Raw genomic sequence first — 22,647 nt, 5'->3', positions numbered from 1 at the left:
CTCACCGGTCGCGGTGTGTTCTCACCGCCGACGGCGCCGTCGCAGCAGCAGCACCACCGGCGTCGCGAACAGGGCGGTGCCCACCGCCGCGCCGCCGAGCAACGACAGGTCGAGCGGCTTGCCGCCGGTGGTGGCGGCGATGACGGCCAGCAGCACACTGAACGTGCCCAGGCCCACGGCGACCAGCGTCAGCAGCACCATCGCGATGATCTCACCGGCGTTGGCGCCACCGGCGTCCACCCGTCTCCCACCGGGCCTGGGGATCGTGGCCGGGTCGCGGGCAGGCATCGGGATGTGCCGGGCCGGTTCGACGGCCGCGTCCAGCGCGGCCGGGTCGGGGGGCGGCACCGCCCACATGGTGGGTTCCAGGTGCAGCACGACGCCGTCGTCGCCGATGAGCCGTCGGGCCCCGTCGGGCCACGTCATCATGGCCGCGCACGCGTCGTAGCGGACCGTGGCGCACGAGCCGGGGCGTACGATGCTCGTCGCCTCCGGCCCGATCACCAGCTCCACCGCGGCGTCCTCCCGGTGCGGATGGCGGCGGCCGTCCACCTCGTGCGCCGAGGACGGCGGGGCGGCGGTGAACCCGGCCCAGTCGGCCGTGGTGCGGTGGGGTGCCTGCAGCAGCCCGGCGTCGACGGCCTCGGCGGCGACCGCGTGCACCTGCTCGGCGGTGACGGCCGAGAGCTCCGCGCGCAGCTCGTCCACGGTCAGGTTGCGCTGGCCGGTGAGCAGGTTCAGGGCGTGTCCGGGCAGGCGGGCCGCCTCGATCTCGGGGTGGTTCAGCTTCTCCAGGGACTTCGTGCGTACGCCGGCGACGCTGCTCGGATCGATGTTGCCGTACCGCATCCGGGCCAGCACGTCGACGAAGCCGCCGAGCACGGCGTCCTGCTTGCCCGGCAGCGCGTCCGCGTGCGCGGTGACCGTGGCGCAGCCGTCACCGCGCGGGTCGTACGACGAGGTGGCGGTGTACGAGTAGCCGCCCTCCTGCCGCAGGTCGCGGAACAGCTCCCGTTCGAGCACTCCGGAGTAGACGCTGGCGGCGGTGCTGCGACGGACCACCGCACTGAAGACCACGCTGGTGTCGTCGCCGCTGAACCAGGCGGGTGTCGCCGGCAGCGCCGACGTGGGCAGGGGCGCGGCACGGCGTACCCCCGGCCGCAGTGGCAGCCGCAGGCCGGCGGGGATCCCGTTGCCGGCGATCCACAGCACGGCGTTCTCGCGGGTGAAGTAGTCCTCCACCCACTGGCGCAGGTCGTCGGGGCCCAGCCGGGCCAGCCCCCATTCGGGGTAGCTGGGCAGGCCGTAGCCCCGCGCGCCGTACCTCCGTAGCGGCAGCGCGCTGGTGGCGCCACGGCTGCGACTCTCGGTACGCAGGATCTCCTTCTCCGTCTCCAGCCGGTGCATCGGCAGGTCGGCGAGCCCGGCGCAGACCTTGCCGAGGTAGCCGACCACATCGGACTCGGAGCCCCGCAGGTGGAAATGGGTGTAGACGGAAGCCGTCTCACCGTTGTAGTGGTAGTCGGACAGCCCGCTGTCATGCAATGCCAGGTGTTCGACCAGGTGGGTGATGCCGTGCGTGGGCAGCGTCTCGTCGGCCTGGCCGACCCGGAAGATCAGCCCGGCCGCCGCTTGCCCGGAGGACGGCGCGACCAGCGTGGGCACCCCGTCGACCTCGGTCAGTTCGAGCACAGTCAGCCCCTCCGCGCCGCGAGGGCACGGTATCTGGCGAACTGCTCGGCCGGATCGCCGAGGTACGCCCAGGGGGCGCGGTCGGCCAGGTCGCCGAGCGCCTCGAAGTGGACGCGCGCCCGCCGGTGGTCGCCCGCCAGGCTGAACACCGCCGCGAAGTGGTTGTGGGCGCCCACCCAGCCGTAGTCCGGCCGGAACGACGGGTGCAGCACCGAGCGGGCGGCGGCCTCCACCAGTTCCTGCGCCACATCGGGGCGGCGGAAGTAGGCCGCCCGCTCGCTGCCGCGCAGGTCCCGCCAGTACTCCACGTGCGCGTGCGCGATCAGCACGGCGTTGGGGCCGCCCTCGGGCGCGGCTGCCGCGCACGCCCGCGCGAACGCGAACGCCGCCTCCCAGGAACCGCTCCATTTCGGACACAGTTGCTGGAGCAGTTGCGCCTGCGCGCCGTGCATGTGCGGATGGTGCATGGCCAGCCGGTCGTAGCGCCGCCTGGCCTCGGCCTGGCCTAGTTCCAGCCCGCGCGCGTTGATGATGCGCAGCGCCCACGCGGCCCCGTCGGCGGGGTCACGGGCGGTGACCTCGATCAACAAGCGCTCGCCGCGGCGCAGATGCGCGTGCATGCCGTCGAACTGCTCCCGGCTGACCTGCTGCGCCCGCGCGCCGGTGCGCGCCTGCCAGGCCAGCCCGACGGCACGCGCGCCGAGCAGCACCTTGGGCAGCAGCGCCGACGGCTGCGCCTGCGCCGCCTGCGCCAGGAACGCGTCCGCCTCCGGCAGGTCTCCCACGATCCGAGCCATGAAGTAGACGTCGTCGACGGTCTGCAACCGCGCGAACAGGTCGGACAGTGCGCTCCAAGCACCCTGGCGGCACCACGCCCGTACGTCCTCGACCTCGGGAAAGGCCACGGTGGGAGCCAACGGGGGTGGCGCCGGTCGAGGGATGATCGTCACCGGGGCATCCTAGGTGACCGGTCACGCTGTGCGATGCCCCGTGACGACCGCCGGACGGCTAGAGCTTGACCACCATCTTGCCGGTGTTCGCGCCGCGCAGCAGGCCCAGGAACGCTTCCGGCGCGTTCTCCAGCCCTTCGACCACGGTCTCCTCGGCCTTGATCTCACCGGCCGCGTACCAGGCGCCGACCTCGCGGATCAGATCGGCCATGCGGTCGTTGTGGTCGGTGACGATGAAACCGCGCATGGTGATCCGCTTGCCGATGAGCAGCGCCATGTTGTCCGGCCCCGGCACCGGCTCGTTGTACGCCGAGATCGCGCCGCACAGCGCGAACCGGGCGAACGGCCGCGCCCTGGCGATCGCCGCGGTGAGGTGGTCGCCGCCGACGTTGTCGAAGTACACGTCGACGCCCTCCGGCGCGGCCTGCTTGAGCAGTTTGGACACGTCGCCGTCGCGGTAGTTGAACGCGGCGTCGAAACCGAGGTCACCGGTGAGGTGGGCGACCTTCGCCGCGCTGCCGGCACTGCCGATCACGCGGGCGGCTCCCTTGAGCCGGGCCAGCTGGCCCACCAGGCTGCCGACCGCGCCCGCCGCACCGGACACGAACACCGTGTCGCCGGGCTTCATCGCGGCGATGTCGAGCAGCCCGACGTACGCGGTGAGGCCGGGCATGCCGAGCACGCCGAGGAAGGCGCTGGGCGGCGCGACCGGGTCGAGGCGGCGGAAGCGCCGCGCGTCCTCGACCACCCAGTCCCGCCAGCCGTAGCCGTGCAGCACCAGGTCGCCGGCCTTCAGGTCGGGCGAGCGCGACTCGACGACCTCGCCGACGGCCCCGCCGTCGAGCACCGCGTCGACCGCGAACGGCGGCACGTACGACTTGGCGTCGTTCATCCGCCCGCGCATGTACGGGTCCACCGACATCACCAGGTTGCGGACCTTCACCTGGCCCTCGGCGGGTTCCGGCACCGCCACCTCCACCAGGCGGAAGTTGTCCGGGGTGGGCACGCCCACGGGGCGCGAAGCCAGCTGGATCTCACGTCCGACGGTCACGTCGTCTCCTTGTCCGGGGTGGCCGTGGCCACCTCAGTGATCTTGCGCAGCGTGTCACGCAGCGAAGCGAGTTCGGAAGCGGGCACGCCGGTCGCCTCGGCGATGGCCCGCGGGATGCCGGTGGCCTGCTCGCGCAGGCGGTCGCCGGACGGGGTGAGGCTGACGACCACGGAGCGCTCGTCGCGCGGGTCGCGGGCCCGGTCCACCAGACCGGCCGCCTCCAGCCGCTTGAGCAGCGGGGACAGCGTGCCCGAGTCGAGCTGCAGGGACTCCCCCAGCGCCTTGACCGAGGTCGGGCCGCGCTCCCAGAGCACCAGCATCACCAGGTATTGCGGATAGGTCAGGCCGAGCCGGTCGAGCACGGGCCGGTAGAGCGCGGTCAGCGCGCGGCTGGCCGCGTACAGCGCGAAGCAGACCTGCTTCTGCAGGTCCAGGTCACCGGGGTCCGGGCGGTCGGCGCGGGTCATGGTTTCAGCGAAGCACGAGTTGCACGGCGATGTTGCCTCGGGTGGCGTTCGAGTACGGGCAGACCTGGTGCGCGGTGTCCACCAACTGCCGTGCCGTGTCGGCGGGCACACCCGGCAGCGCGACCTCCAGCGTGACGGACAGCGCGAACCCTGCGCCCGCCCGGCCGAGTCCCACGTGCGCGGTCACCTCGGAGCCGTCGACGTCGACCTTGGCCCGCCGGGCGACCAGCCGCAGCGCGGAGTGGAAGCAGGCGGCGTACCCGGCCGCGAACAGCTGTTCCGGGTTGGTGGCCCCGCCGGTGCCGCCGAGTTCCACGGAGGTCGCCACGGCCGTCTCCAGCAGCCCGTCCGAGCTGCGCACCTTGCCGTCACGTCCGTCACCGGTGGCCGTCGCGACAGCCGTATAGAGAGAAGTCATGCCGCAGACGTTAACCAGCATTTAGATTGCGCACAACTAAACATCACGCGACTTAAGTCACGCGTACCGCCCTGCGGTTCCTGCAGTTTCGGGGAAAGTGCACGAACCGGGCCGCTGGAGGCTGCAGTTTCCCCGAAACTGCAGACCCGCCTCCGCACACGCGACGGAGCCCGCGGCACTGAACGACAGTGCGACGATGGGCCAGTGGTGCGAACGCGACAAAGCGGGCGGCGTCGCGAGCAGCGGGCGACGTTGTTCTGGCTGCTCGTGCTCGTGCTCGCGGCGGGCGGCGGGCTCTGGTACGCCTACGGCCGCCCCGAAGCCCCGCCTGCCGCGACGGCGACGGCGTCGCCGAGTCCGCCCGCCCGCCGCGCCGGGCCGCCCGCCGGGGCGCAGCCGGTGCGGGTGGACTTCCCGCTCGACGGCGACTCGCTGCAGGTCACCGCGGACCAGCCCGGTCCGGTGATCGACGTCACCGACCCCGTCCAGCTGCGACTGCTCGGCATCGACGCACCCGAACTGCACGGCGCCGACGGCAGCCCGCAGTGCTGGGCCGACGCGGCCCGCGCCGAGCTGCACCGGCTGGCCCCGAACGGGGCGCGGCTGTGGCTGCTGCCCGACGCACAGCGCCTCGATCCGTACGGCCGCCGGCTGGTGTACGCGTGGACCGCCGACGGCCGTTTCCTCAACGGCGAACTGGCTGCGCTCGGGGCCGTGCGTGAGCTGGCGATCCGGCCCAACCTGGCGCATCAGCCGGAACTGCACGACGCCGTCGAGCAGGCGCGGGTGCAGCGGCGTGGCCTGTGGGGAAGCTGCGTCGGCAGATAATCATTTAGCGAAGATTTCAAGCACGCCCGATGGCTTTGTGCGGTTGATTGCGGAAGAATCCCGCCCGTGGAGGTCCCGATCGGTACCGCGCTGGCAGGGCGATACGTGCTGACCAGGCCTCTGGCGCGCGGCGGAGTATCCACTGTGTACCAGGCGGTCGACGCGACGGCGGGCCGCCGCCTCGCGGTGAAGGTGGTCGACGACCGCTATTCCGGCCTGATCCGGCACGAGGCCGCGATGACCGACCGGCTGCGCCATCCGCACGTGCCCAAGGTGCTCGACGTCGGCGTGGAGACCGGTCCGGACGGGCGCGACATCGGCTACCTGGCCCTGGAGTTGCTCAAGGGCGAGGCGCTGACCAGCGTGCTGCTGGACGGGCCGCTGCCGTGGGCCGGTGCGGTGCGGGTCGCCGCCACCGCCGCCGACGTGCTCGCGGTCGCCCACCGGCGCGGTGTCGTGCACCGCGACCTCACCCCGGGCAACGTCATGATCACCACCACCGGGCCGAAGGTGGTCGACTTCGGACTGGCCGAACTCATCGTCAGCACCGGCATGCCGCAGTACGCGAACCCCTCCGACGACGTGTACGCCCTCGGCGCGCTGCTCTACCAGGTGCTCACCGGCAAGTCGCCATATGCCGGACACAACCGCAGCCCGCAGGGGACCACGGCGCTGCGCCGGCTCGCACCCACTCCGGTGCTGGCCGTGCCGGGCCTGCCGCAGGCCGTCTCGGACCTGTGCCGCGCCTGCATGGACAAGAACTCGCTGGCGCGGCCCAGCGCCCGGGAGGCGTCGCTGCGACTGTGGACCATCGCCGGCAGCGCCATGCACTGACACGTGGTCAGTCGCGGAACTCGCCTTCGGCGACAGCGGCGCAGAACACACGCCACTCCTCGCGGTCGAATGTCAGCCAGGGACCGTCAGGTTCCCGTGAACTGCGCACCAGCACGCTGGCCCCGTCGAAGCACACCTCGACGCAGTGCGCGGACTCACACGCCTGAGCGGTCACCCACCCTCGGTCAGTCTCTTTCTCGGACATGGCACCCGCCTCATGCCTCGCATCCGGATCCCCGCCCACCACTGTGACACAAGAGGCGGGAGTGGGATATAGCCGGTTGCGTCGGCAACCGGCAGGGCCGCGTCATCCAGCGAATGAATCACGGATCCGAACCCCGGGAGTCGACGAAAGGCACGTCACACGAAAACGGCGACGTGCCTTTCACTCACGCGAAAGAAGCTTCAGACCCGGTCGAACTCGCCCGACTTCACGCCGTCCACAAAAATACGGAACGACTCCGGCGAGATGATCAAATGCTGCTGCGGCGTGACCGAGTCGCGGATACCGACCGCGACGGCAAGGTCTGCGATCTCCACACAGTGCCCGGATTCGCACCGGCGGCTCTTCTTCCACACGGCATGCAGCACAGACGTCACCAAGACTCCCAGATTATCTTGTCAAGATCGGATCGCTGCCCACCCATGGCACAACGAATGCTGGCAGGCGCAACACCCTACAAGTAAACTCGCCGAAAGGAACTGTCGCAAGTAGCCACCTGGCGTGTCGCAACAAGACGGCGATGAGGGCAGGCCGACCAGCGGAAGGTGGAGATCAACGTGAGCGGCGGACAGAGTCCGACAGTCGCCCGCCTCCGGTTGCGCCACGCTCTGCGGTCGGCCCGCGAGAGTTCGGACTACACCCAGGAACAGGTGGCCAACGAACTCGAGTGGTCGCTTTCGAAGATCATTCGCATCGAGAACGGTGCGGTGCGGATGACCGTGACCGACGTGCGGGCACTGCTGCAGCTCTACGGCGTGAACGACGCCTCCGAGGTGTCGGAGATGGAGACGCTGGTCCGCGCCTCCCGGCAGCGATCCTGGTGGACCGAGCATGCCGACCTGCCGCCGCGGTTCGCCACCTTCATCGGCCTCGAGGACGGCGCCTCCGAGCTGTCTTTCTACAACTCGATGCTCATTCCAGGGCTGCTGCAGACCGAGTCCTACGCGCGCGCGGTGATCCGCACACTGGAGCCGGACTGGGCGCAGACACGCCAGGAGGAGGAGTTCGTCACCATCCGGATGCGCCGCCAGGAACACGTGCTGGGGCGGGTCGACCCGCCCCGGGTCCGCGTGGTGCTGGAGGAGGCGACCCTGCGCCGGGTCACCGGCGGCGTGCAGGTGCAGCGTGAGCAACTGCTCCACCTGGTCGCGCTGGGCACCCGGCCCAATATCTGCCTCCAGGTGCTGCCGTTCAGCGCGGGCGTCTACACGCTGGAGCCCACGTTCGTCCTGATGGGCTTCCCCTTCGACGCCACCTCCGATGTCGTGGTGTACCTGGAGATGAGCAACGCCCTCGCGCTGCCCAGCGACCGCGGGCAGTTCCTCGAACGCGGCGAGGTCGCCGCGCCGTACCAGGAGGCGTTCAGCCGCATCACCGACGCGGCGTTCAGCGAGGCCGACTCGCTGGCGTACATCGCACAGGTCGCCGGCGAACTCCGCTGATCACCACGCGACGGCCCGCCGCAGCGTGCGGCATATGCTCGGCCGCATGAGCTTCCCTGCCTCCGCCACACCCTGCGACGACGTGCAGCGCGTGCTGTGCGTGTTCGCCCACCCCGACGACGTCGACTTCGGTGCGGCGGGCACGGTGGCCCGCTGGGTGGACGAGGGCCTCGAGGTGTCGTACCTGCTGGTCACCCGCGGTGACGCGGGCGGTTTCGACGAAACCCCGCGCGGCGACATGCCCGGCCTGCGCGAGGCCGAGCAGCGGGCCGCAGCGGCCGCCGTCGGGGTCAAGCAGGTCGACTTCCTGGAGGGGTACGCCGACGGCTCGGTCACGCCGAGCCTGGCCCTGCGCAAGGACCTCGTCGCGGCGATCCGGCGGGCTCGGCCCGACCGCATCCTGACCAGCGCTCCGCTGCGCCGCTGGGACCGCATCGCCGGGCCGAGCCACCCCGACCACCTGGCCGTGGGCGAGGCCGTGACCTGCGCCGTCTACCCCGACGCCCGCAACCCGTTCGCGCACCCCGACCTGGCCGCAGCCGGTCTGGAAGCCTGGACCGTGCGCGAGATCTGGTACACGGGCGGGCCCGACCCCGACCATGCGGTGGACGTGACCGACACCTTCGACCGCAAGCTCGCCGCGCTGCGGGCGCACGTCTCGCAGACGAGCCACCTGCACGAGCTCGACGTGATGCTGCGCGAGCGGCTGGGCGGCCTGGCGGAGTCGCTCGGCCTGCCGGGCCGCGTGGCCGAGGCGTTCACGATCATCAGAACCGAGTGACCGGGCCACTCGTCGCCGACCTCGCGTCGCACCGGTGACCTGCGCTGTCCATCGCATCGCGGACGTTCGCACAGCAACGGGACGCCGCCGCGGTGTGCGGCGACGCCCCGTCTGCTGAGGCAGGTCAGGCGGCGCGTTCCCAGCCGGACCGGCTTCCGCCGGGGGTCAGCCGGGAGGGGTGCATGTTCGAGGGGTGCGGCACGCCGCGGCTCGGCCGGGGCCGCGGCAGGGTCAGGTGGCCCAGCCGCGCCTCGACGAGGCTGCGGCGCAGGTAACGCTCCACCGCGTGGAACAGCCACCAGTCGTCGCTGACGAACAGCTGGGTGGGGTGCCCGTGGTAGTCGGCCCACAGCTCCAGCCGCCGCGGCCGCCGCCGCGCGCTGATCAGCGTGAGCACGGCCAGGCCGCTGAGCACGGCGACCGCGGCCACGATGCCGGTCGGCTGCAGCAGCGGCGCGAACGCCCCGAGCAGGACCATGCCGACCACGGCCATCGCTCCGGCGCGACGTGTCAGCGGGTCGTGCCCGGCCTGTCGGGTGTGGACGTTCGCGATGGCGCTGAGGGTGAAGTGACGCCCGCCGACCTGGAAACATGTCGACGAGATGTGCAGCCCGGGGCGGATGGTCACGATCGCTTGTTCTGGTGGCCGTTCCGGCGCCCGTGTAGGCTCCATGGAAGTCTCCCAACTGCTCGATACGCGGGCCCGGCTGGTGGTGGTGCCCGCGGAGGTGGCGACACCTGGCGTGTGGTGGAGCTGTGGACCGACATCCGGTGGCCGCCGGGTGTCGGTCTTTCGCGTTTGCGAGCCGCCGCTTGAGCCGTCCGTCGGTGGACTTCCCGGCTGCCTCGTGACCTCAGTGTGACCGAGACAGGCATCGTTGTGAAGTCTCTCAATCAGCCACCTGTCAGATTGGCACGTTCCCTGAACCTAATGTGCGTTCAGGAATCACCTAATGTGACGGAACTTTTCCCGCAATCCATTACCAGGTCGGGCACTCCGCCCATTACGCACTTGGGCTTGCCCGATCACGGGGCTACCGTGGCGGGCACTGGCCCGGTTGTCCGCCGCCCACCCCCGGGCGGCACCGGACCAGCGCCGCCGAGTCGCCAAGCGATCGCGAAGATCGATACCCCTTGCGGGTGGGGCGAGCCGGGGACCCAGGTTATCGGGGTGAATCAGTGGTCACGCTACGTGATCGCAGTAGGGCGCCCTTCGCCCGAACCCGTCAGCTAACCCGGTAGGCGGCTACGGAGAAGGGCCACACCTTGTCATCCCCCCATGGCAGGGGCTGGCGCGCTGCCGCGCGCCTGCTCGCCCCCGCCGGTGCACTGATCATCGGACTGCTCGTGACCGCCGCGCCCGCGCACGCCGCGCCCAGCGCCGCCGAACTCCGCAAGCAGATCTCGGAGAAATCCGAGCAGCTGGAGAAGGTCGTCGAGCAGTACAACAAGCTCAACACACAGCTGAAGCAGACCCGCACCGAAGCGGCCGCGCTCGAGCGCGAACTCGGCCCGCTGGAGGTCAAGGCCGACCAGGCGCAGGGCAACGTCGCGCGGATCGCGGTGACCGCGTACCGCACCGGATCGTTCAGCGGCTTGAACGCGCTGCTGGATTCGGCCGGCAACGGCAAGCTGCTGGCCCGGCTGAGCGCCCTGGACCAGCTCGCGACGAGTCAGCGGGCACAGATCGACGAGGCGCACCAGGCGGCCGGAGACCGGTTCGAGGTCAAGGCAGCGCTGGACGCGCGGCTGCAGGAGCAGACCACCCGGTTCACGGCGCTGGAGACCCAGCGCAAGGGCGTCGAACGCGACCTGGCGAAACTCAAGGAACTGCGGCGCAAGGCGGGCCTGGTCGACGAGAAGTCGTCCACCTACACGGGCAGCATCCCCAAGTACAAGGGCAAGGCCGGCATCGCCGTGGCGTTCGCGTACAAGCAGCTGGGCAAGCCGTACGTGTGGGCCGCCGACGGGCCGGGCGGGTACGACTGCTCCGGCCTCACGCTGGCCGCGTGGCGCGCCGCGGGCGTGGGCCTCTATCACCAGGCCGCCACGCAATGGCGCGAGACGGCCCACGTCAGCCGGTCCCAGCTGCTCCCGGGCGACCTGGTCTTCTACTCGGGCCTGGGACACGTGGCCATCTACGTCGGCTCGGGCAAGGTGATCCACGCGCCCACCACCGGCGAGGTGGTGAAGGTCGCCAGCGTCGACATGATGCGCCCCTACGGCTACGGACGCGTGCGCCTGTAACCCGATCAGCACGGCAAGAAGCCCTCTCCCGGCCTCGGGAGAGGGCTTCCTCGTCAGTAGGGAGAGGGTCGGGTCAGACGGACTGCAGGCCCTCCGCGCGGGCCAGCTCGCGCAGCCGGCCCAGCGCCTGGATCTCCAGCTGGCGGATGCGCTCGCGGGACAGCGAGAACCGCGACGCCACCTCGGTCAGCGAGTGCTCGCGACCGTCCTCCAGGCCGTACCGCGCGCGCATGATGCCGGCGGAACGGTCGTCGAGGTGGTTGAGCAGGCCCTCGATCCGCTGACGCTCCAGCGCCGAGAGGACGATCTCCTCCGGGCTGGGCGTGTCGCGGTCGGCGACCAGGTCACCCAGGTTGGTGTCGCCGTCGTCGCCCACGGGCGTGTCGAGCGAGACGGTGTCCTGCGACCAGCGGATCAGCTCGGTCACCCGCTCGACGGTGACGCCGAGGGCGGCCGCGATCTGGTCCGGCTCGGGATCGCTGCCCAGCTCACGGGTGAGCTGCCGGGTCACGTTGCGCATGCGGTTGACGTCCTCCACCAGGTGGACGGGCAGCCGCACGGTGCGCTCCTGCTGGGCGATGGCGCGGCTGATCGCCTGCCGGATCCACCAGGTGGCGTACGTGGAGAACTTGTAGCCCTTCACGTAGTCGAACTTCTCGACGGCGCGGACCAGGCCGGTGTTGCCCTCCTGGATCAGATCCAGCATCGGCATGCCCGAGCGCACGTAACGTCGGGCGATGGACACCACCAGGCGCAGGTTCGCGCGGATGAAGAGGTCCTTCGCATGGCTGCCCTCGGCAACCAGCTTCTCGAGCTCGTCGCGCTTCAGTCCGCGCTTGAGCTTGTCGGCCTCCAGCAGATGCTCAGCATATAGTCCTGCCTCGATCGCCTTAGAGAGGTCGACCTCCTGCGCCGCGTCGAGCAGCGGAGTACGCGAGATCTCGTGCAGATATACACCGACGAGGTCTCGCTCCTCAGCCACCTGGTCGGTGCGCAGCATGGTCATGTTCTCCACGTTCGGGTCCCTCCCACGTAATCGCCGCAGGGCCTTGCGGTACTGACACCTTCACAACAGATGACGCCCGGAGATGATTCCGCGTTGCCCATCGAAACTGTCACGAAAAGCTGTGAACTCGCTGATACCGACATAGCGGCTCGCTGGAAGGCGAGCCAACCGGTCCGCAATGCCCTATTTATGACACCACGGAGCTCAGCAAGGTACAGCGACCCACCTCACTACAACGCTGTGACCTGCATCGCCATTTCTTGTGACGCTCGGGCGGGCGCGCTATTGCACGGTTCCACACCTGGCCCACCCGAACGCAGGACGCACATACCCCATCGAGTGAGAAGCACACCCTTTCGGCCACGAAGAACCCGCGAAAGGGGACCACCCGACCGCCGCACGACGGCACTCGAACGGGAACCGACCCTCTTTCGAGGTCGCCCGCGTGGCCTTTCGGCAGTGATCGGCCGCTCTTCGGCCGGTAGCGGCGGCCTTTCGGCCTAGAGCGCTGTTTCGTGCCGAACTGCGGTCAGAGCACAGGTTCCGACACGAAACAGCGATCATGCATGCCCAGCCACCAACGGTGGGCGGTTGCCGGGGATTATTCGGTGAGGGCGGCGACGGCGTCGCGCACGCGGTTGCCGTGTCCGGCCAGGGCGCCACGGGCAGCGGCAACCTCACGGCCGGCCAGCAGCGCGACCAGTGCGGCCCGCAGGTCTCCGCCGGCCGCGTCGAGGGTGCGGCGACAGTCCTCCTCGTCGTGGCCGGTCGCCTCGACGAGCATGTTCAGCATGCGGCCGCGCAGCTTCGCGTTGGTCGGCACCACGTCGATCATGAAGTTGGAGAACACCCGCCCCAGGCGCACCATCACCGCCGTGGAGAACGCGTTGAGCAGCAGCTTCTGCGCAGTGGCGGCCTTCATCCGGGTCGACCCGGTGACCACCTCGGGGCCGGTGTCGACACCGATGAAGACGTCCACCCAGGCGGAGGCGGTAGCGTGCGGGTCCGCCGCGATCAGCGCGGTCCGGCAGCCCAGCTCCCCCGCCGCCCGCAGCGCGCCGAGCACGTACGGCGTGCGGCCGCTCGCGGCGATGCCCACGACCACGTCCCCGGTGCGGGCGCACTGGGCGAGCTCGTCCGCGCCGCCCACGGCGTCGTCCTCGGCGTCCTCGACCGCGGCCAGCAGCGCGCCAGGGCCGCCGGCGATGTGGGCGCAGAACCAGCTCGGCGGGGCGTTGTAGGTCGGCGGAAGTTCGGCGGCGTCGAGCACGCCGAGCCGGCCGGAGGTGCCCGCGCCCACGTAGTGCACGCGGTTGCCGCGCTGCAGTGCCGCGACGGCGTCCTCCACCACCACGGACAGCGGGTCGAGGACCACGCCGACCGCCTCGGCGACGGTGCGGTCGGCCTCGTTGATCACTCGCAGGATCTGCCGGGTGTCCAGCAGGTCGAGGTCGGCACTGGGGGCGTATCGCCGTTCGGTGGGGGCGTCGACCCGGACCGGGAGCGCGCCGCCGGGCAGCTCAGGCATCGCCGGACCGGCGACGCGTGGTGCCGAGGCGACGTCCGCGCACCGCCTCGGCGGTGACCTCGAGTGCCTTGCGGGCCTTGGTGCGGGTGCGCGCGGCCACCCCGACGAACAGGCAGTCCACGACCGTGAGCTGGGCGAGCCGGCTGGCCATCGCGCCGGAACGGTAGGTGGTCTCGCGGGCCGCGGTGGTCAGCACGAAGTCGGCGACGTCGCAGATCGGCGAGCGGGGGAAGTTGGTCAGCGCCACGGTCACCGCACCCGCCGCCTTGGCCCGCTCCAGCACGTCGATGGTGTCGGCGGTGGTGCCGGTGTGCGAGATGCCCAGGGCCACGTCACCGGGGCCGAGCAGGGCCGCCGAGGTGAGCGAGGTGTGCAGGTCGGGCCAGTAGTACGCGATGCGGCCTATGCGGTGCAGCTTGGCCTGGAAGTCGGCGGCGACGAAGCCGCTCGCGCCCGCACCGAAGACCTCGACCCGGGACGCCTTCACCAGCAGGTCCACGATCTTGTCGCAGACCTCGGGGTCGAGCTGCTCGGCGGTCTCCTCGACCGCGCGGGCGTCGTTGAAGGCGATGGTCGCGATGATCTGCGCCATGTCGGCGCCGGGCGGGATGTCGCCGCCGACCACCCGGGAGTCGGTCGGCTCGACCCGGCGCGCGGCCTCGGCGGCGAGCCGGATGCGCAGCTGCGGGTAACCCGACATGCCGATGGAGCGACAGAAGCGGATGACCGTCGCCTCGGAGGTCTCCGCGGCGGCGGAGAGGTCGGTGATGGTGCGGCGGGCCGAGGCGGCCGGATCGGCGAGCACGAGCCGTGCCACGCGCTGCTCGGCCGGGGAGAGCGCGGGCAGTAGACCGTTGATCTGAACGATCAGCCCGACAGGTTCCTGACCGGCGCGAGCGCCGTCATTCTCCTCGGAAACTTTCGACTTCTTCGCCACGGTTGAAACTTACTTTCATGACAGCCCGGCGTCAACTGCCATCCCGCGTTTCACCACCGGCCATACGACGGCCCAGATGGCCTGGGCGACCGCATCGGGATCACCACTGCCGTCGACGTGTACCGCATCCGACAGTACGTCTTTGTAGGCCGCGTAGCTCGCGTTCAGATATTCGATGTCCTCGTGGTCGTCGCCACGGTGCTCCACCCGGTGGTACGCCACCTCGGGCGGGACGTCGAGAAAGATGATGACAGCCGGGCGGGGGAAAGGGGCATACGCCGCGCGTACCGTCCGCGTCAGCCACTTGCCGCCCTCGTGTGCCCGAATGCTGACCAGCTGGCAGGGGGTGTACCGGTCCATCACCGCGGTCGCGCCCGTCAGCCGCGCCGCCACCAGTGAACGGGCGATGGCCAGCCAGCGCAGCACGGCCTCGACGGTGAGCAGGCCTCTGGGCCCGAGCAGGGAGACCGCGTCGTCCCGGCCCACCTTCCGGGCGACCCGGCCCAGGAAGCGCCGCCCGCCGGCGTTTCGGCCGTAGCGGGCGGTGACCCCGGCCGCACAGAGCGCCGCGGCCAGCCGTATCGCCTGGGTGGTCTTGCCCGAGCCGTCGATGCCGACCAGGGCGACCACCGACGCACTCGTGCCTGCCATGCCGCTGACGCTACCCGCCCCCCGCCAGCGGTGATCGACAGTGCGGACACGGACACGCTGTGCGATTGCGTGAACAACATTCGTGGCGCAATGGCATCCTCCTAATTCCGTTCGGAGGCGCTCCCATGGCAGAAGTGCACCACTTCGCATACGGCTGGTTCAACCCGGTGACCGCCTACCTGATGGCCTTCATCGGCTCGCTGCTCGGCCTGGTCTGCACGGCCCGCGCCCGCCGCGCGCCCACCACCGGACGGCGGGCCCGCTGGCTGATCATCGCCTCGCTCTCCATCGGCGGCACCGGCATCTGGCTCATGCACTTCATGGCGATGATCGGCTTCGACGTGCCGGACAGCCCGGTCCGTTACGACCCGGTCGTCACGTTCATCAGCCTCGCGCTCGCCGTCATCACCGTGGGCATCGGGCTGTTCATCGTGGGTCAGGGCCGCCGCTCGGCGCTGCGGATCGTGGCCGGTGGCGGCTTCACCGGGCTCGGCGTGGTCGCCATGCACTACAGCGGCATGGCCGCGATGCGCGTCGCCGGGCACGTCGGCTACGACTTCGGGCTGGTCGCCGCGTCCGTGCTGATCGCCGTCGTGGCCGCGACCGTCGCGCTGTGGTTCACCGTGACCGTCTCCACCATGCGTGCCATCGTGGCCGCCGCGGCGGTGATGGGCCTGGCGGTGTGCGGCATGCACTACACCGCGATGGCCGCGATCCGGATCACCCTGGACACCGGCGGCACCGGCCAGGTCGAAGGGCTCAGCCCGTTCGTGCTCATCGTGCCGATCGTGCTGCTGTCGGCGCTGTGCCTGATCGGTGTGATGTTCAACGCGTTGCAGGCCATGACGCAGGAGGAGTTCGACGGCGCGGACGCGGCCCGGGTGCGGCACCGCGCGCCGGTCGCCGGCACCGTCATCCCCGGGCCGCGGGCGACCATGGACCCGCCGCCCCCGGTGAATCCGCCGTTCAGCCTGGCCAGGTCGCTGGCCGACCGCAACCGCACGAAGATCCCCCGCTGACCGCAGCGTCCCTGCGGATACCGCGCCCGGAGTCGGTAGCACGACACCGGGACGCGGTATCCGTATACGTCCATATCCGGGGGAGCGCGCGGACGGCGTTGATCCGATATAAACGGCGGCATGGACGCCCCGGCATATCTCATGACCATGCCCCTGCACGCCATCACGGAGGTGCTCGGCGAGCAGGGCCTGCGTGACCGGTTCGCCCTGGAGATCCAGCGCCTGCCCGCTTCCGACCAGGCAGTTCTCGCCGACGCGCTGGAGCTGGCCGCCCGGCTGCACGCCGAGCAGCGGCGGGTACGCGAGCCGTACCTCAACCACCTGCTGCGCGTCACCATCCGGATCATCACCTACTACCGGATCACCGACCGGGACGTGCTGGTCGCCGCGCTGCTGCACGACTCGGTCGAGGACCAGCCGTGGGGCATCGTCGGCCGGCCGCACCGCGGCGGTCCCCCGCCCCGCGAGCAGGCGCTGACGGTGCTCGCCGAGCGCTTCGGTCCCCGCGTCGCACAGCTGGTCAACGCGGTCACCAACCCGGAGTACGACCTCGACCGCGACAAGGACGAGCAGTACCGCGAGCACGTGGTGGAGTCGCTGGACGTGGACCCGTGGGCGCGGGTCATCAAGGTCTCCGACTTCACCGACAACGGGGTCGGCGTCATCCACACCATCGGCCCGAAGGTGCTGCGGGCCGCCACCAAGTACCAGCCCCTGGTCCCGCTGCTGCGGGAGCTGGTGGCCCGGCCGGACACGCCGCTTCTCGGCGAGGTCAAGGCGCACATCTTCGCCCAGTTCGACCTCGCCGAGAAGCGATTTTCGGCCATTCTGGCCGGAAACTGAGGTTCAGTCAGGCCATCCTGGCCGGCAGCTGAGAGCTCAGAAGTCCTCGTCCAGGCTCACCGTGCCGGTGACCGCCACCTGGTAGGCGGTCACCCGGCGCTCGAAGAAGTTCGCCAGCTCCTGCACATCCTGCAGGGCCATGAACGGGAACGGGTTGCGCGAGCCGAACCGGGCCGGCAGGCCCAGCCGGGCCAGCCGCTGGTCGGCGACGTACTGCAGGTACTCCCGCATGTCGGCCAGGGTCATCCCGGGCAGGCCGGCGCCGCACAGGTCCTCGGCGAAGGCCAGCTCGGCATCGACCGCGTCCTCCAGCATCCGGGTCACCGCCTTGCCCAGCTCGTCGTCGAACAGTTCCGGCTCCTCGGCGCGGACCGTGTCGACGACCGCGAAGGCGAAGTCCATGTGCATGGACTCGTCGCGGAACACCCAGTTGGTGCCCGCGGCCAGGCCGTCCAGCAGGCCGCGCGAGCGCAGCCAGTAGACGTACGCGAAGGCGCCGTAGAAGAACAGGCCCTCGATGCAGGCGGCGAAGCAGATCAGATTGAGCAGGAAGCGCCGCCGGTCGTCGGCGGTGGTCAGCTCGGGCACGTCGAAGACCGAGTCGATCCACTCGAAGCAGAACTGCGCCTTGCGGGCGATCGACGGGATGTTCTCGACCGCGCTGAAGGCCTGGGCCCGCTCGGCGTCGTCGGGCAGGTACGTGTCCAGCAGGGTCAGGTAGAACTGGACGTGCACGGCCTCCTCGAACAGCTGGCGGCTCAGGTAGAGCCGGGCCTCGGGGGCGTTGATGTGCCGGTACAGGTTCAGCACCAGGTTGTTGGCCACGATGGTGTCGCCGGTGGCGAAGAACGCGACGAGGCGGTTGACCAGGTGCCGCTCCCCCGCGCTGAGCCCGGCCAGGTCCGGCAGGTCGTTACCGAGGTCGACCTCCTCCACCGTCCAGGTGTTGCGGATCGCGGCGCGGTAGCGCTCGTAGAAGTCCGGGTAGCGCATCGGCCGCAGGGTCAGGTCCAGGCCCGGGTCCAGCAGCATCTTCTTGGTGTCGGTAGTCACTGGCAGGCCTCGCAGATCTCAGGGTTTTCCAGGTTCAGGTTGATCGGGCTCGCCGCCGTGCGCAGCGGTTGCGCGGGCAGCCCGCCCGCTGCCGCATCGCCCGAGCTCACGACCGGTGCGGCGTTAAGAAGGTGCCCTTCCTCTACGGAAACCGATGTGAAGGTGCCCTTCCTTACCGTCGTCTGGGCGATGGCGGTGGCGGGGCGGGAGCGGAGGTAGTAGGTGGTTTTGAGGCCTTTTCGCCAGGCGTACGCGTACATCGAGGAGAGTCTGCCGATGTCGGGGGAGGCCATGAAGAGGTTCAGGGACTGGGACTGGTCGATGAAGGGGGTACGGGCGGCGGCCAGGTCGATGAGGGACCGCTGCGGGAGTTCCCAGGCGGTGCGGAAGCGTTTGCGCAGTTCGGCGGGGATCTCGGCGATGCCGGCAACGGAGCCCTCGGCGGCGAGGATGCGCTCGCGCAGGGCGGGCGTCCACAGGCCGTGGGCCTTGAGTTCGTCGACCAGGTAGCGGTTGACCTGGAGGAACTCGCCGGAGAGGGTCTCGCGCTTGAAGACGTTGGCGACCGGCGGCTCGATGCACTCGGCGCAGCCGGCGATCGAGGCGATGGTGGCCGTGGGCGCGATCGCGATGAGCAGCGAGTTGCGCAGGCCGGTGCGGGCCACCTTGGCGGCCAGCTCGTCCCACGCCCACGGGCGGGTGCGGACGGCGTCCGGGTAGTGGTCGGGGTGCAGCACGCCGCGGGCGGCGCGGGTGTCCGCGTACGACGGGTGCACGCCCAGCTCGGCGGCGAGATCCGCGCTGGTGTCGTAGGCCGCGAGCGCGATCTCCTCGGCGATGCGGGTGGACAGCGCCAGCGCCTCGGGCGAGTCGAAGTCCAGGCGCAGCGCGGAGAAGACGTCGGCCAGGCCCATCACGCCCAGGCCGATCGGCCGCCACCGGTTGTTGGCTCCGGCCGCCTCCCCGGTCGGGTAGTAGGACAGGTCGATGGTGCGGTCGAGCACGCGTACCGCGACGCGCACCGTGTCGCGCAGCGCGTCCCAGTCGACGCCGTCCGCGCCGAGGTGGGCGGCCAGGTTGACCGAGCCGAGGTTGCACACCGCGGTCTCGCCGTCGCTGGTCACCTCGAGGATCTCGGTGCACAGGTTGGACAGGTGCACGGTGTTGCCGGCGACCGCGGTCTGGTTGCAGGCGCGGTTGGCGGCGTCCTTGAACGTCATCCAGCCGTTGCCGGTCTGCGCGAGAGTGCGCATCATCCGGCCGTACAGCTCCCGGGCAGCCACCGTGCGCGCCGCGCGCCCGGCGGCCTCCGCGGCCCGGTACGCGGTGTCGAACTCTTCGCCCCACAGGTCGACCAGCTCCGGCACGTCCTTCGGGTCGAACAGCGACCAGCTCGCGTCGGCCTCGACCCGGCGCATGAACTCGTCCGGCACCCAGTTGGCCAGGTGCAGGTTGTGGGTGCGGCGGCTCTCCTCGCCGGTCGAGTCGCGCAGCTGCAGGAACTCGTCCAGGTCGGCGTGCCAGGTCTCCAGGTAGACGCAGGCCGCGCCCTTGCGGCGGCCGCCCTGGTTGACCGCGGCGACGCTGGCGTCGAGCGTGCGCAGCCAGGGCACGATGCCGTTGGACAGCCCGTTGGTGCCGCGGATCAGCGACCCCCGGGACCGGATCCGGCTCCACGCCACCCCGATGCCCCCGGCGTACTTCGACAGCCGCGCGATCTGGCCGTAGCGCTCGTAGATCGACTCCAGCTCGTCGCGCGGCGAGTCCAGCAGGAAGCAGCTGCTCAGCTGCGGGCGCCGGGCGCCGGCGTTGAACAGCGTCGGCGAGCTGGGCAGGTAGGCGAGCCGGCTGAGAATGGCGTACAGCCGGGCGACCTCCCCGGTGCTGCCGGGCAGCCGCCGCCCGGCCGTGCCCGCGTCACCGACCTCGCCCATCAGGCCGCAGGCCACCCGCAGCAGGAAGTGCTGCGGCGTCTCCAGCACCTTGCGGGTCACCGGGTGCCGCAGCAGGTAACGGTCGTAGACGGTGCGCAGCCCGAAGTATTCGAAGCGCTCGTCGGCCGCCGGGTCGACGAGCTCCCCCAGCTCGTCGGCGTGGGTCGTGACGAACGCGGCCAGGTCGTCGGCGAGCAGCCCGGCCGCGTGCGCGGCGCGCACGGAACTCGGGAAGTCGGACACGCCCTGGGTGGCCGCCTCCGCGGCGATGTGCACGGTGAGCAGGCGCGCCGCGAGACGGCTGTACGACGGCTCCTGCGCGACCAGGGCGGCGGCCGTCTCGATGGCGCGCAGCCGCAGGTCGGCCTCGGTCGCCCCGGGCCAGACGCCGGCCGCCACCGGCGTGAGGACGGCGGTGTGGTCCACGTCGGGCAGCCCCTGCGCCGAGTCGGCGAGCAGGTCCGCCAGCGACGCCGTAGGCGTCACGGCCGTGTCGGTGTCAGCGGTGTCACGGAAGGTGGTGCTGGTCAAAGCGTTCGCTCCCCCTCGTCGAAGCGCGGGAGAGCACGCGAACAGCGCCCACCCTGACGATCCAGGCTGCGCACCATCCACCGTGGACCATCCCGCGCGGCCCGGTGTCCCCGACCCTTCCCGCTCCGGCAGCACTCGGCCGGGCGGCCGCCATGGCGACCTCGCGGACCAGCGTCTGCCCAGCGCGCCGTGGAAACGGTGCGTGGGACGGGTGGGTCGTGGGCGCGTCGCGGGTAGGTCCGCGACACGCACGCCGGCAGGTCTTCGGGCTCGTGGGCACGGTCGGGCCGCACGGTGAGCACCGTGCTGCCGTAGACCCCCTTGACCGTCGCTTCCCAGGCCGGACCGGCCCAGTGCTGTCCGCACCCCTCTTCGCGGGAGGAGGCGGGACGGTTTCGTTCCCACTCACCGCTGCGGGGCAGCTCCGGAATCGCACCGGATTCCCTCAGCGCGGGCCGCCCTGCGGCGGCCCGAGCGCACCCCTCGACCCGGTCCCGAGGGGGACCGGAGGGGTGGACCAGCGATGTCCTCACACTACATCTAGTGGCATCCAAGTGAAAGCGACCCCATATAGGCTCGGCGTGTCGTCAATGGCCCACCCTCACCGGTATCGATGCGTCCCGTCAGCAGGCGCAGGCCGCGCCGCTCGCGGGCGCGGTCAGCGGGTCCACATCGTGCTTGCGGAGCCCGAGGAACGTCTGCGTGTCGAAGCCCTCGCGCACCCAGTACTCGTACCCGCCGAGCATCTCCTTGACCCGGTAGCCCAGTCGGGCGAAGGCCAGCGCGGCCCGGGTCGCGCCGTTGCAGCCCGGCCCCCAGCAGTAGGTGACCACGACGCTGCCGGCCGGCACGACGTCGGCCGCGCGCGCCGCGATCTCGGCGGTGGGCAGGTGCACCGCGCCAGGCAGGTGGCCCTGCTCCCACGCCTCCAGGGAGCGGGAGTCGACGAGCACGAACCCGGGCACGCCCGACTCCAGGTCGGCGTGCACATCGGACACGTCGGCCTCGAACGACAGGCGGGCGGCGAAGTGGGCGGCGGCGACGCCGGCGGCGGCCGGGGGCGTGCCGAGCACTGCGGACGTGGTGACTGCGGCGGACATGTGCGGCTCCTTCTGGTCGGTCACTGGTTCCATCCTGTCGAGCGGGCGGGACGGCCAGAAGTGGCGAGAACGCCGCTGTCCGCTAATATCTCGCCATGCGTACGCCGGTGGCACTGGAGACCCGCACCCGGCACCGGATCGCGGTGCTGGCCTTCGCCGGGATGGCCCCCTTCGAGCTGGGCTGCGTCGTGGAGGTGTTCGGCCTGCCCCGCCCCGAACTCGACGTCGCCTGGTACGACCTCGACGTCTGCGCCGAGACGCCGGAACCGATGCCGAGCGTCGGCGGCTTCGCCATCACCGCCCGGCACGGCCTCGACGTGCTGGCCGCCGCCGACACCGTGATCGTGCCCGGGGTCGCGGACGTGCGCGCCGAGGTCTCCCCCGCACTCGTCGAGGCGCTGCGCACGGCCGCCGCCCGGGGTGCCCGGATGGTCTCCATCTGCTCCGGCGCGTTCGCGCTGGCCGCGGCGGGCCTGCTGGACGGCCGCGCCGCCACCACGCACTGGAAGTACGCCCCGCTGCTGCGCGAGCGCCACCCGCTGGTCGAGGTCACCCCCGACGTGCTCTACGTCGACACCGGCCAGGTGATCACCAGCGCGGGCAGCGCGGCCGGCCTGGACCTGTGCCTGCACCTGGTGCGCCGTGACCACGGGGCGCAGATCGCCAACACGGTCGCCCGGCGGCTGGTGCTGCCGCCGCACCGCGACGGCGGGCAGGCGCAGTTCATCGAGCTGCCGGTGCGTGACGTGATCGACGACGACGGCGTGGCCCGCGCCATGGCCTGGGCGCTGGACCACCTGACCGAGCCACTCACGGTGAACCTGCTGGCCGAGCACGCGCGCATGTCGCCGCGCAGCTTCCTGCGCCACTTCGCCCGGCACACCGCCACCAGCCCGATCCGCTGGCTCATCGACCAGCGGGTGGCGGCCAGCCTGCCCCTGCTGGAGACGTCGGACTCCCCCGTCGAGCAGGTCGCCGCCGCGGTCGGGTTCGACTCACCGGCCACGTTCCGGCACCACTTCAGCCGGTGCATGCGCACCTCGCCGTCGTCGTACCGCCGAACCTTCCGCGGCCGCTGACGTCTCCGCAGCCAAACGTGGCCCTGACGTTAA

General features: G+C 71.0%; 23 protein-coding genes and 2 riboswitches. Of the genes, 8 read left to right on the top strand and 15 right to left on the bottom strand.

The genetic code is table 11. From position 1 onward, the window contains the following. Positions 1–21 precede the first annotated feature (21 nt). Genes FLL47_RS30490 through FLL47_RS30470 form a run of 5 tightly spaced genes read right to left on the bottom strand, consistent with a single transcriptional unit; the run spans position 22 to position 4,578 of the window. Positions 22–1,692 carry a M16 family metallopeptidase gene (locus FLL47_RS30490; protein ID WP_144125214.1) on the bottom strand — a complete coding sequence of 557 codons (1,671 nt, stop codon included), beginning with the start codon at positions 1,690–1,692 and terminating at the stop codon, positions 22–24. 2 nt (positions 1,693–1,694) lie between these two features. Beyond that, positions 1,695–2,642 carry a hypothetical protein gene (locus FLL47_RS30485; protein WP_144125211.1) on the bottom strand — a complete coding sequence of 316 codons (948 nt, stop codon included), beginning with the start codon at positions 2,640–2,642 and terminating at the stop codon, positions 1,695–1,697. 58 nt (positions 2,643–2,700) lie between these two features. Further along, the gene (locus FLL47_RS30480; protein WP_144125208.1) at positions 2,701–3,693 is read right to left on the bottom strand and encodes an NADP-dependent oxidoreductase; all 993 of its coding nucleotides are present in this window, start codon (positions 3,691–3,693) and stop codon (positions 2,701–2,703) included. After that, positions 3,690–4,160 (bottom strand): MarR family winged helix-turn-helix transcriptional regulator, encoded by a 471-nt coding sequence (locus FLL47_RS30475; protein WP_144125206.1) that lies wholly within the window; start codon positions 4,158–4,160, stop codon positions 3,690–3,692. The genes FLL47_RS30480 and FLL47_RS30475 overlap by 4 nt, the downstream gene beginning before the upstream one ends. Before the next feature lie 4 nt (positions 4,161–4,164). Continuing rightward, on the bottom strand, positions 4,165–4,578 hold the full coding sequence (locus FLL47_RS30470) for an organic hydroperoxide resistance protein (protein ID WP_144125203.1): 414 nt from the start codon (positions 4,576–4,578) through the stop codon (positions 4,165–4,167). Between the two features lie 207 nt (positions 4,579–4,785). Between FLL47_RS30470 and FLL47_RS30465 the strand changes: the two genes are divergently transcribed. Both FLL47_RS30465 and FLL47_RS30460 read left to right on the top strand, forming a co-directional pair. Then, positions 4,786–5,406, top strand: a complete 621-nt coding sequence (locus FLL47_RS30465) for a thermonuclease family protein (protein ID WP_186315996.1) — start codon at positions 4,786–4,788, stop codon at positions 5,404–5,406. A gap of 66 nt (positions 5,407–5,472) precedes the next feature. After that, positions 5,473–6,240, top strand: coding sequence for a serine/threonine-protein kinase (locus FLL47_RS30460; protein ID WP_186315995.1), 768 nt, complete (start codon positions 5,473–5,475; stop codon positions 6,238–6,240). Between the two features lie 7 nt (positions 6,241–6,247). On the opposite strand, the gene FLL47_RS30455 is transcribed toward FLL47_RS30460, so the two are convergent. Both FLL47_RS30455 and FLL47_RS30450 read right to left on the bottom strand, forming a co-directional pair. After that, positions 6,248–6,415 carry a DUF397 domain-containing protein gene (locus tag FLL47_RS30455; protein ID WP_222106272.1) on the bottom strand — a complete coding sequence of 56 codons (168 nt, stop codon included), beginning with the start codon at positions 6,413–6,415 and terminating at the stop codon, positions 6,248–6,250. 230 nt (positions 6,416–6,645) lie between these two features. Then, positions 6,646–6,840, bottom strand: coding sequence for a DUF397 domain-containing protein (locus tag FLL47_RS30450; RefSeq protein WP_222106271.1), 195 nt, complete (start codon positions 6,838–6,840; stop codon positions 6,646–6,648). 180 nt (positions 6,841–7,020) lie between these two features. Between FLL47_RS30450 and FLL47_RS30445 the strand changes: the two genes are divergently transcribed. Then, entirely contained in the window at positions 7,021–7,905 is an 885-nt protein-coding gene (locus FLL47_RS30445) for a helix-turn-helix domain-containing protein (protein WP_186315994.1), read from the top strand. 46 nt (positions 7,906–7,951) lie between these two features. Continuing rightward, on the top strand, positions 7,952–8,686 hold the full coding sequence (locus FLL47_RS30440; RefSeq protein WP_144125188.1) for a PIG-L deacetylase family protein: 735 nt from the start codon (positions 7,952–7,954) through the stop codon (positions 8,684–8,686). 124 nt (positions 8,687–8,810) lie between these two features. Here FLL47_RS30440 and FLL47_RS30435 read toward each other — a convergent pair whose 3' ends face one another. Beyond that, entirely contained in the window at positions 8,811–9,314 is a 504-nt protein-coding gene (locus FLL47_RS30435) for a DUF6232 family protein (protein ID WP_144125185.1), read from the bottom strand. A 492-nt stretch (positions 9,315–9,806) separates the two neighbouring features. Continuing rightward, positions 9,807–9,947, top strand: a riboswitch (cyclic di-AMP (ydaO/yuaA leader). A gap of 5 nt (positions 9,948–9,952) precedes the next feature. Between FLL47_RS30435 and FLL47_RS30430 the strand changes: the two genes are divergently transcribed. Next, positions 9,953–10,933: a C40 family peptidase gene (locus FLL47_RS30430; protein WP_246158850.1), complete on the top strand. Its 981-nt coding sequence runs from the start codon at positions 9,953–9,955 to the stop codon at positions 10,931–10,933. Positions 10,934–11,006: 73 nt separating this feature from the next. On the opposite strand, the gene FLL47_RS30425 is transcribed toward FLL47_RS30430, so the two are convergent. The 4 genes from FLL47_RS30425 to FLL47_RS30410 form a co-directional block, all read right to left on the bottom strand. After that, entirely contained in the window at positions 11,007–11,939 is a 933-nt protein-coding gene (locus tag FLL47_RS30425) for a sigma-70 family RNA polymerase sigma factor (protein ID WP_144125384.1), read from the bottom strand. 601 nt (positions 11,940–12,540) lie between these two features. Further along, the gene (locus FLL47_RS30420; protein WP_144125182.1) at positions 12,541–13,467 is read right to left on the bottom strand and encodes an N-acetylmuramic acid 6-phosphate etherase; all 927 of its coding nucleotides are present in this window, start codon (positions 13,465–13,467) and stop codon (positions 12,541–12,543) included. Continuing rightward, positions 13,460–14,404, bottom strand: a complete 945-nt coding sequence (locus FLL47_RS30415) for a MurR/RpiR family transcriptional regulator (protein ID WP_144125179.1) — start codon at positions 14,402–14,404, stop codon at positions 13,460–13,462. The genes FLL47_RS30420 and FLL47_RS30415 overlap by 8 nt, the downstream gene beginning before the upstream one ends. 15 nt (positions 14,405–14,419) lie before the next feature. After that, on the bottom strand, positions 14,420–15,055 hold the full coding sequence (locus FLL47_RS30410; RefSeq protein WP_144125177.1) for a dTMP kinase: 636 nt from the start codon (positions 15,053–15,055) through the stop codon (positions 14,420–14,422). Positions 15,056–15,180: 125 nt separating this feature from the next. Here FLL47_RS30410 and FLL47_RS30405 point away from each other — a divergent pair, with 125 nt between their 5' ends. After that, entirely contained in the window at positions 15,181–16,074 is an 894-nt protein-coding gene (locus FLL47_RS30405) for an MHYT domain-containing protein (RefSeq protein WP_144125174.1), read from the top strand. A gap of 120 nt (positions 16,075–16,194) precedes the next feature. Next, entirely contained in the window at positions 16,195–16,917 is a 723-nt protein-coding gene (locus FLL47_RS30400) for an HD domain-containing protein (RefSeq protein WP_144125171.1), read from the top strand. 36 nt (positions 16,918–16,953) lie between these two features. On the opposite strand, the gene FLL47_RS30395 is transcribed toward FLL47_RS30400, so the two are convergent. The 3 genes from FLL47_RS30395 to FLL47_RS30385 form a co-directional block, all read right to left on the bottom strand. Then, positions 16,954–17,949, bottom strand: a complete 996-nt coding sequence (locus FLL47_RS30395) for a ribonucleotide-diphosphate reductase subunit beta (RefSeq protein ID WP_144125381.1) — start codon at positions 17,947–17,949, stop codon at positions 16,954–16,956. Positions 17,950–17,966: 17 nt separating this feature from the next. Beyond that, on the bottom strand, positions 17,967–20,390 hold the full coding sequence (locus FLL47_RS30390; protein ID WP_144125378.1) for a ribonucleoside-diphosphate reductase subunit alpha: 2,424 nt from the start codon (positions 20,388–20,390) through the stop codon (positions 17,967–17,969). A gap of 303 nt (positions 20,391–20,693) precedes the next feature. Further along, positions 20,694–20,881, bottom strand: a riboswitch (cobalamin riboswitch). 177 nt (positions 20,882–21,058) lie between these two features. Then, complete coding sequence (locus FLL47_RS30385) at positions 21,059–21,535, bottom strand: rhodanese-like domain-containing protein (protein ID WP_144125168.1); 477 nt, start codon at positions 21,533–21,535, stop codon at positions 21,059–21,061. A 95-nt stretch (positions 21,536–21,630) separates the two neighbouring features. Between FLL47_RS30385 and FLL47_RS30380 the strand changes: the two genes are divergently transcribed. Next, a complete protein-coding gene (locus FLL47_RS30380; RefSeq protein ID WP_144125165.1) occupies positions 21,631–22,614 on the top strand; it encodes a helix-turn-helix domain-containing protein in 984 nt (327 codons plus the stop codon). Positions 22,615–22,647: the final 33 nt, after the last annotated feature.

Source organism: Catellatospora sichuanensis (genome assembly GCF_007483665.1).
Lineage (GTDB): Bacteria > Actinomycetota > Actinomycetes > Mycobacteriales > Micromonosporaceae > Catellatospora > Catellatospora sichuanensis.
The sequence above is the reverse complement of the archived record's forward strand: the minus strand, read 5'-3'. Positions and strand labels throughout refer to the sequence as shown.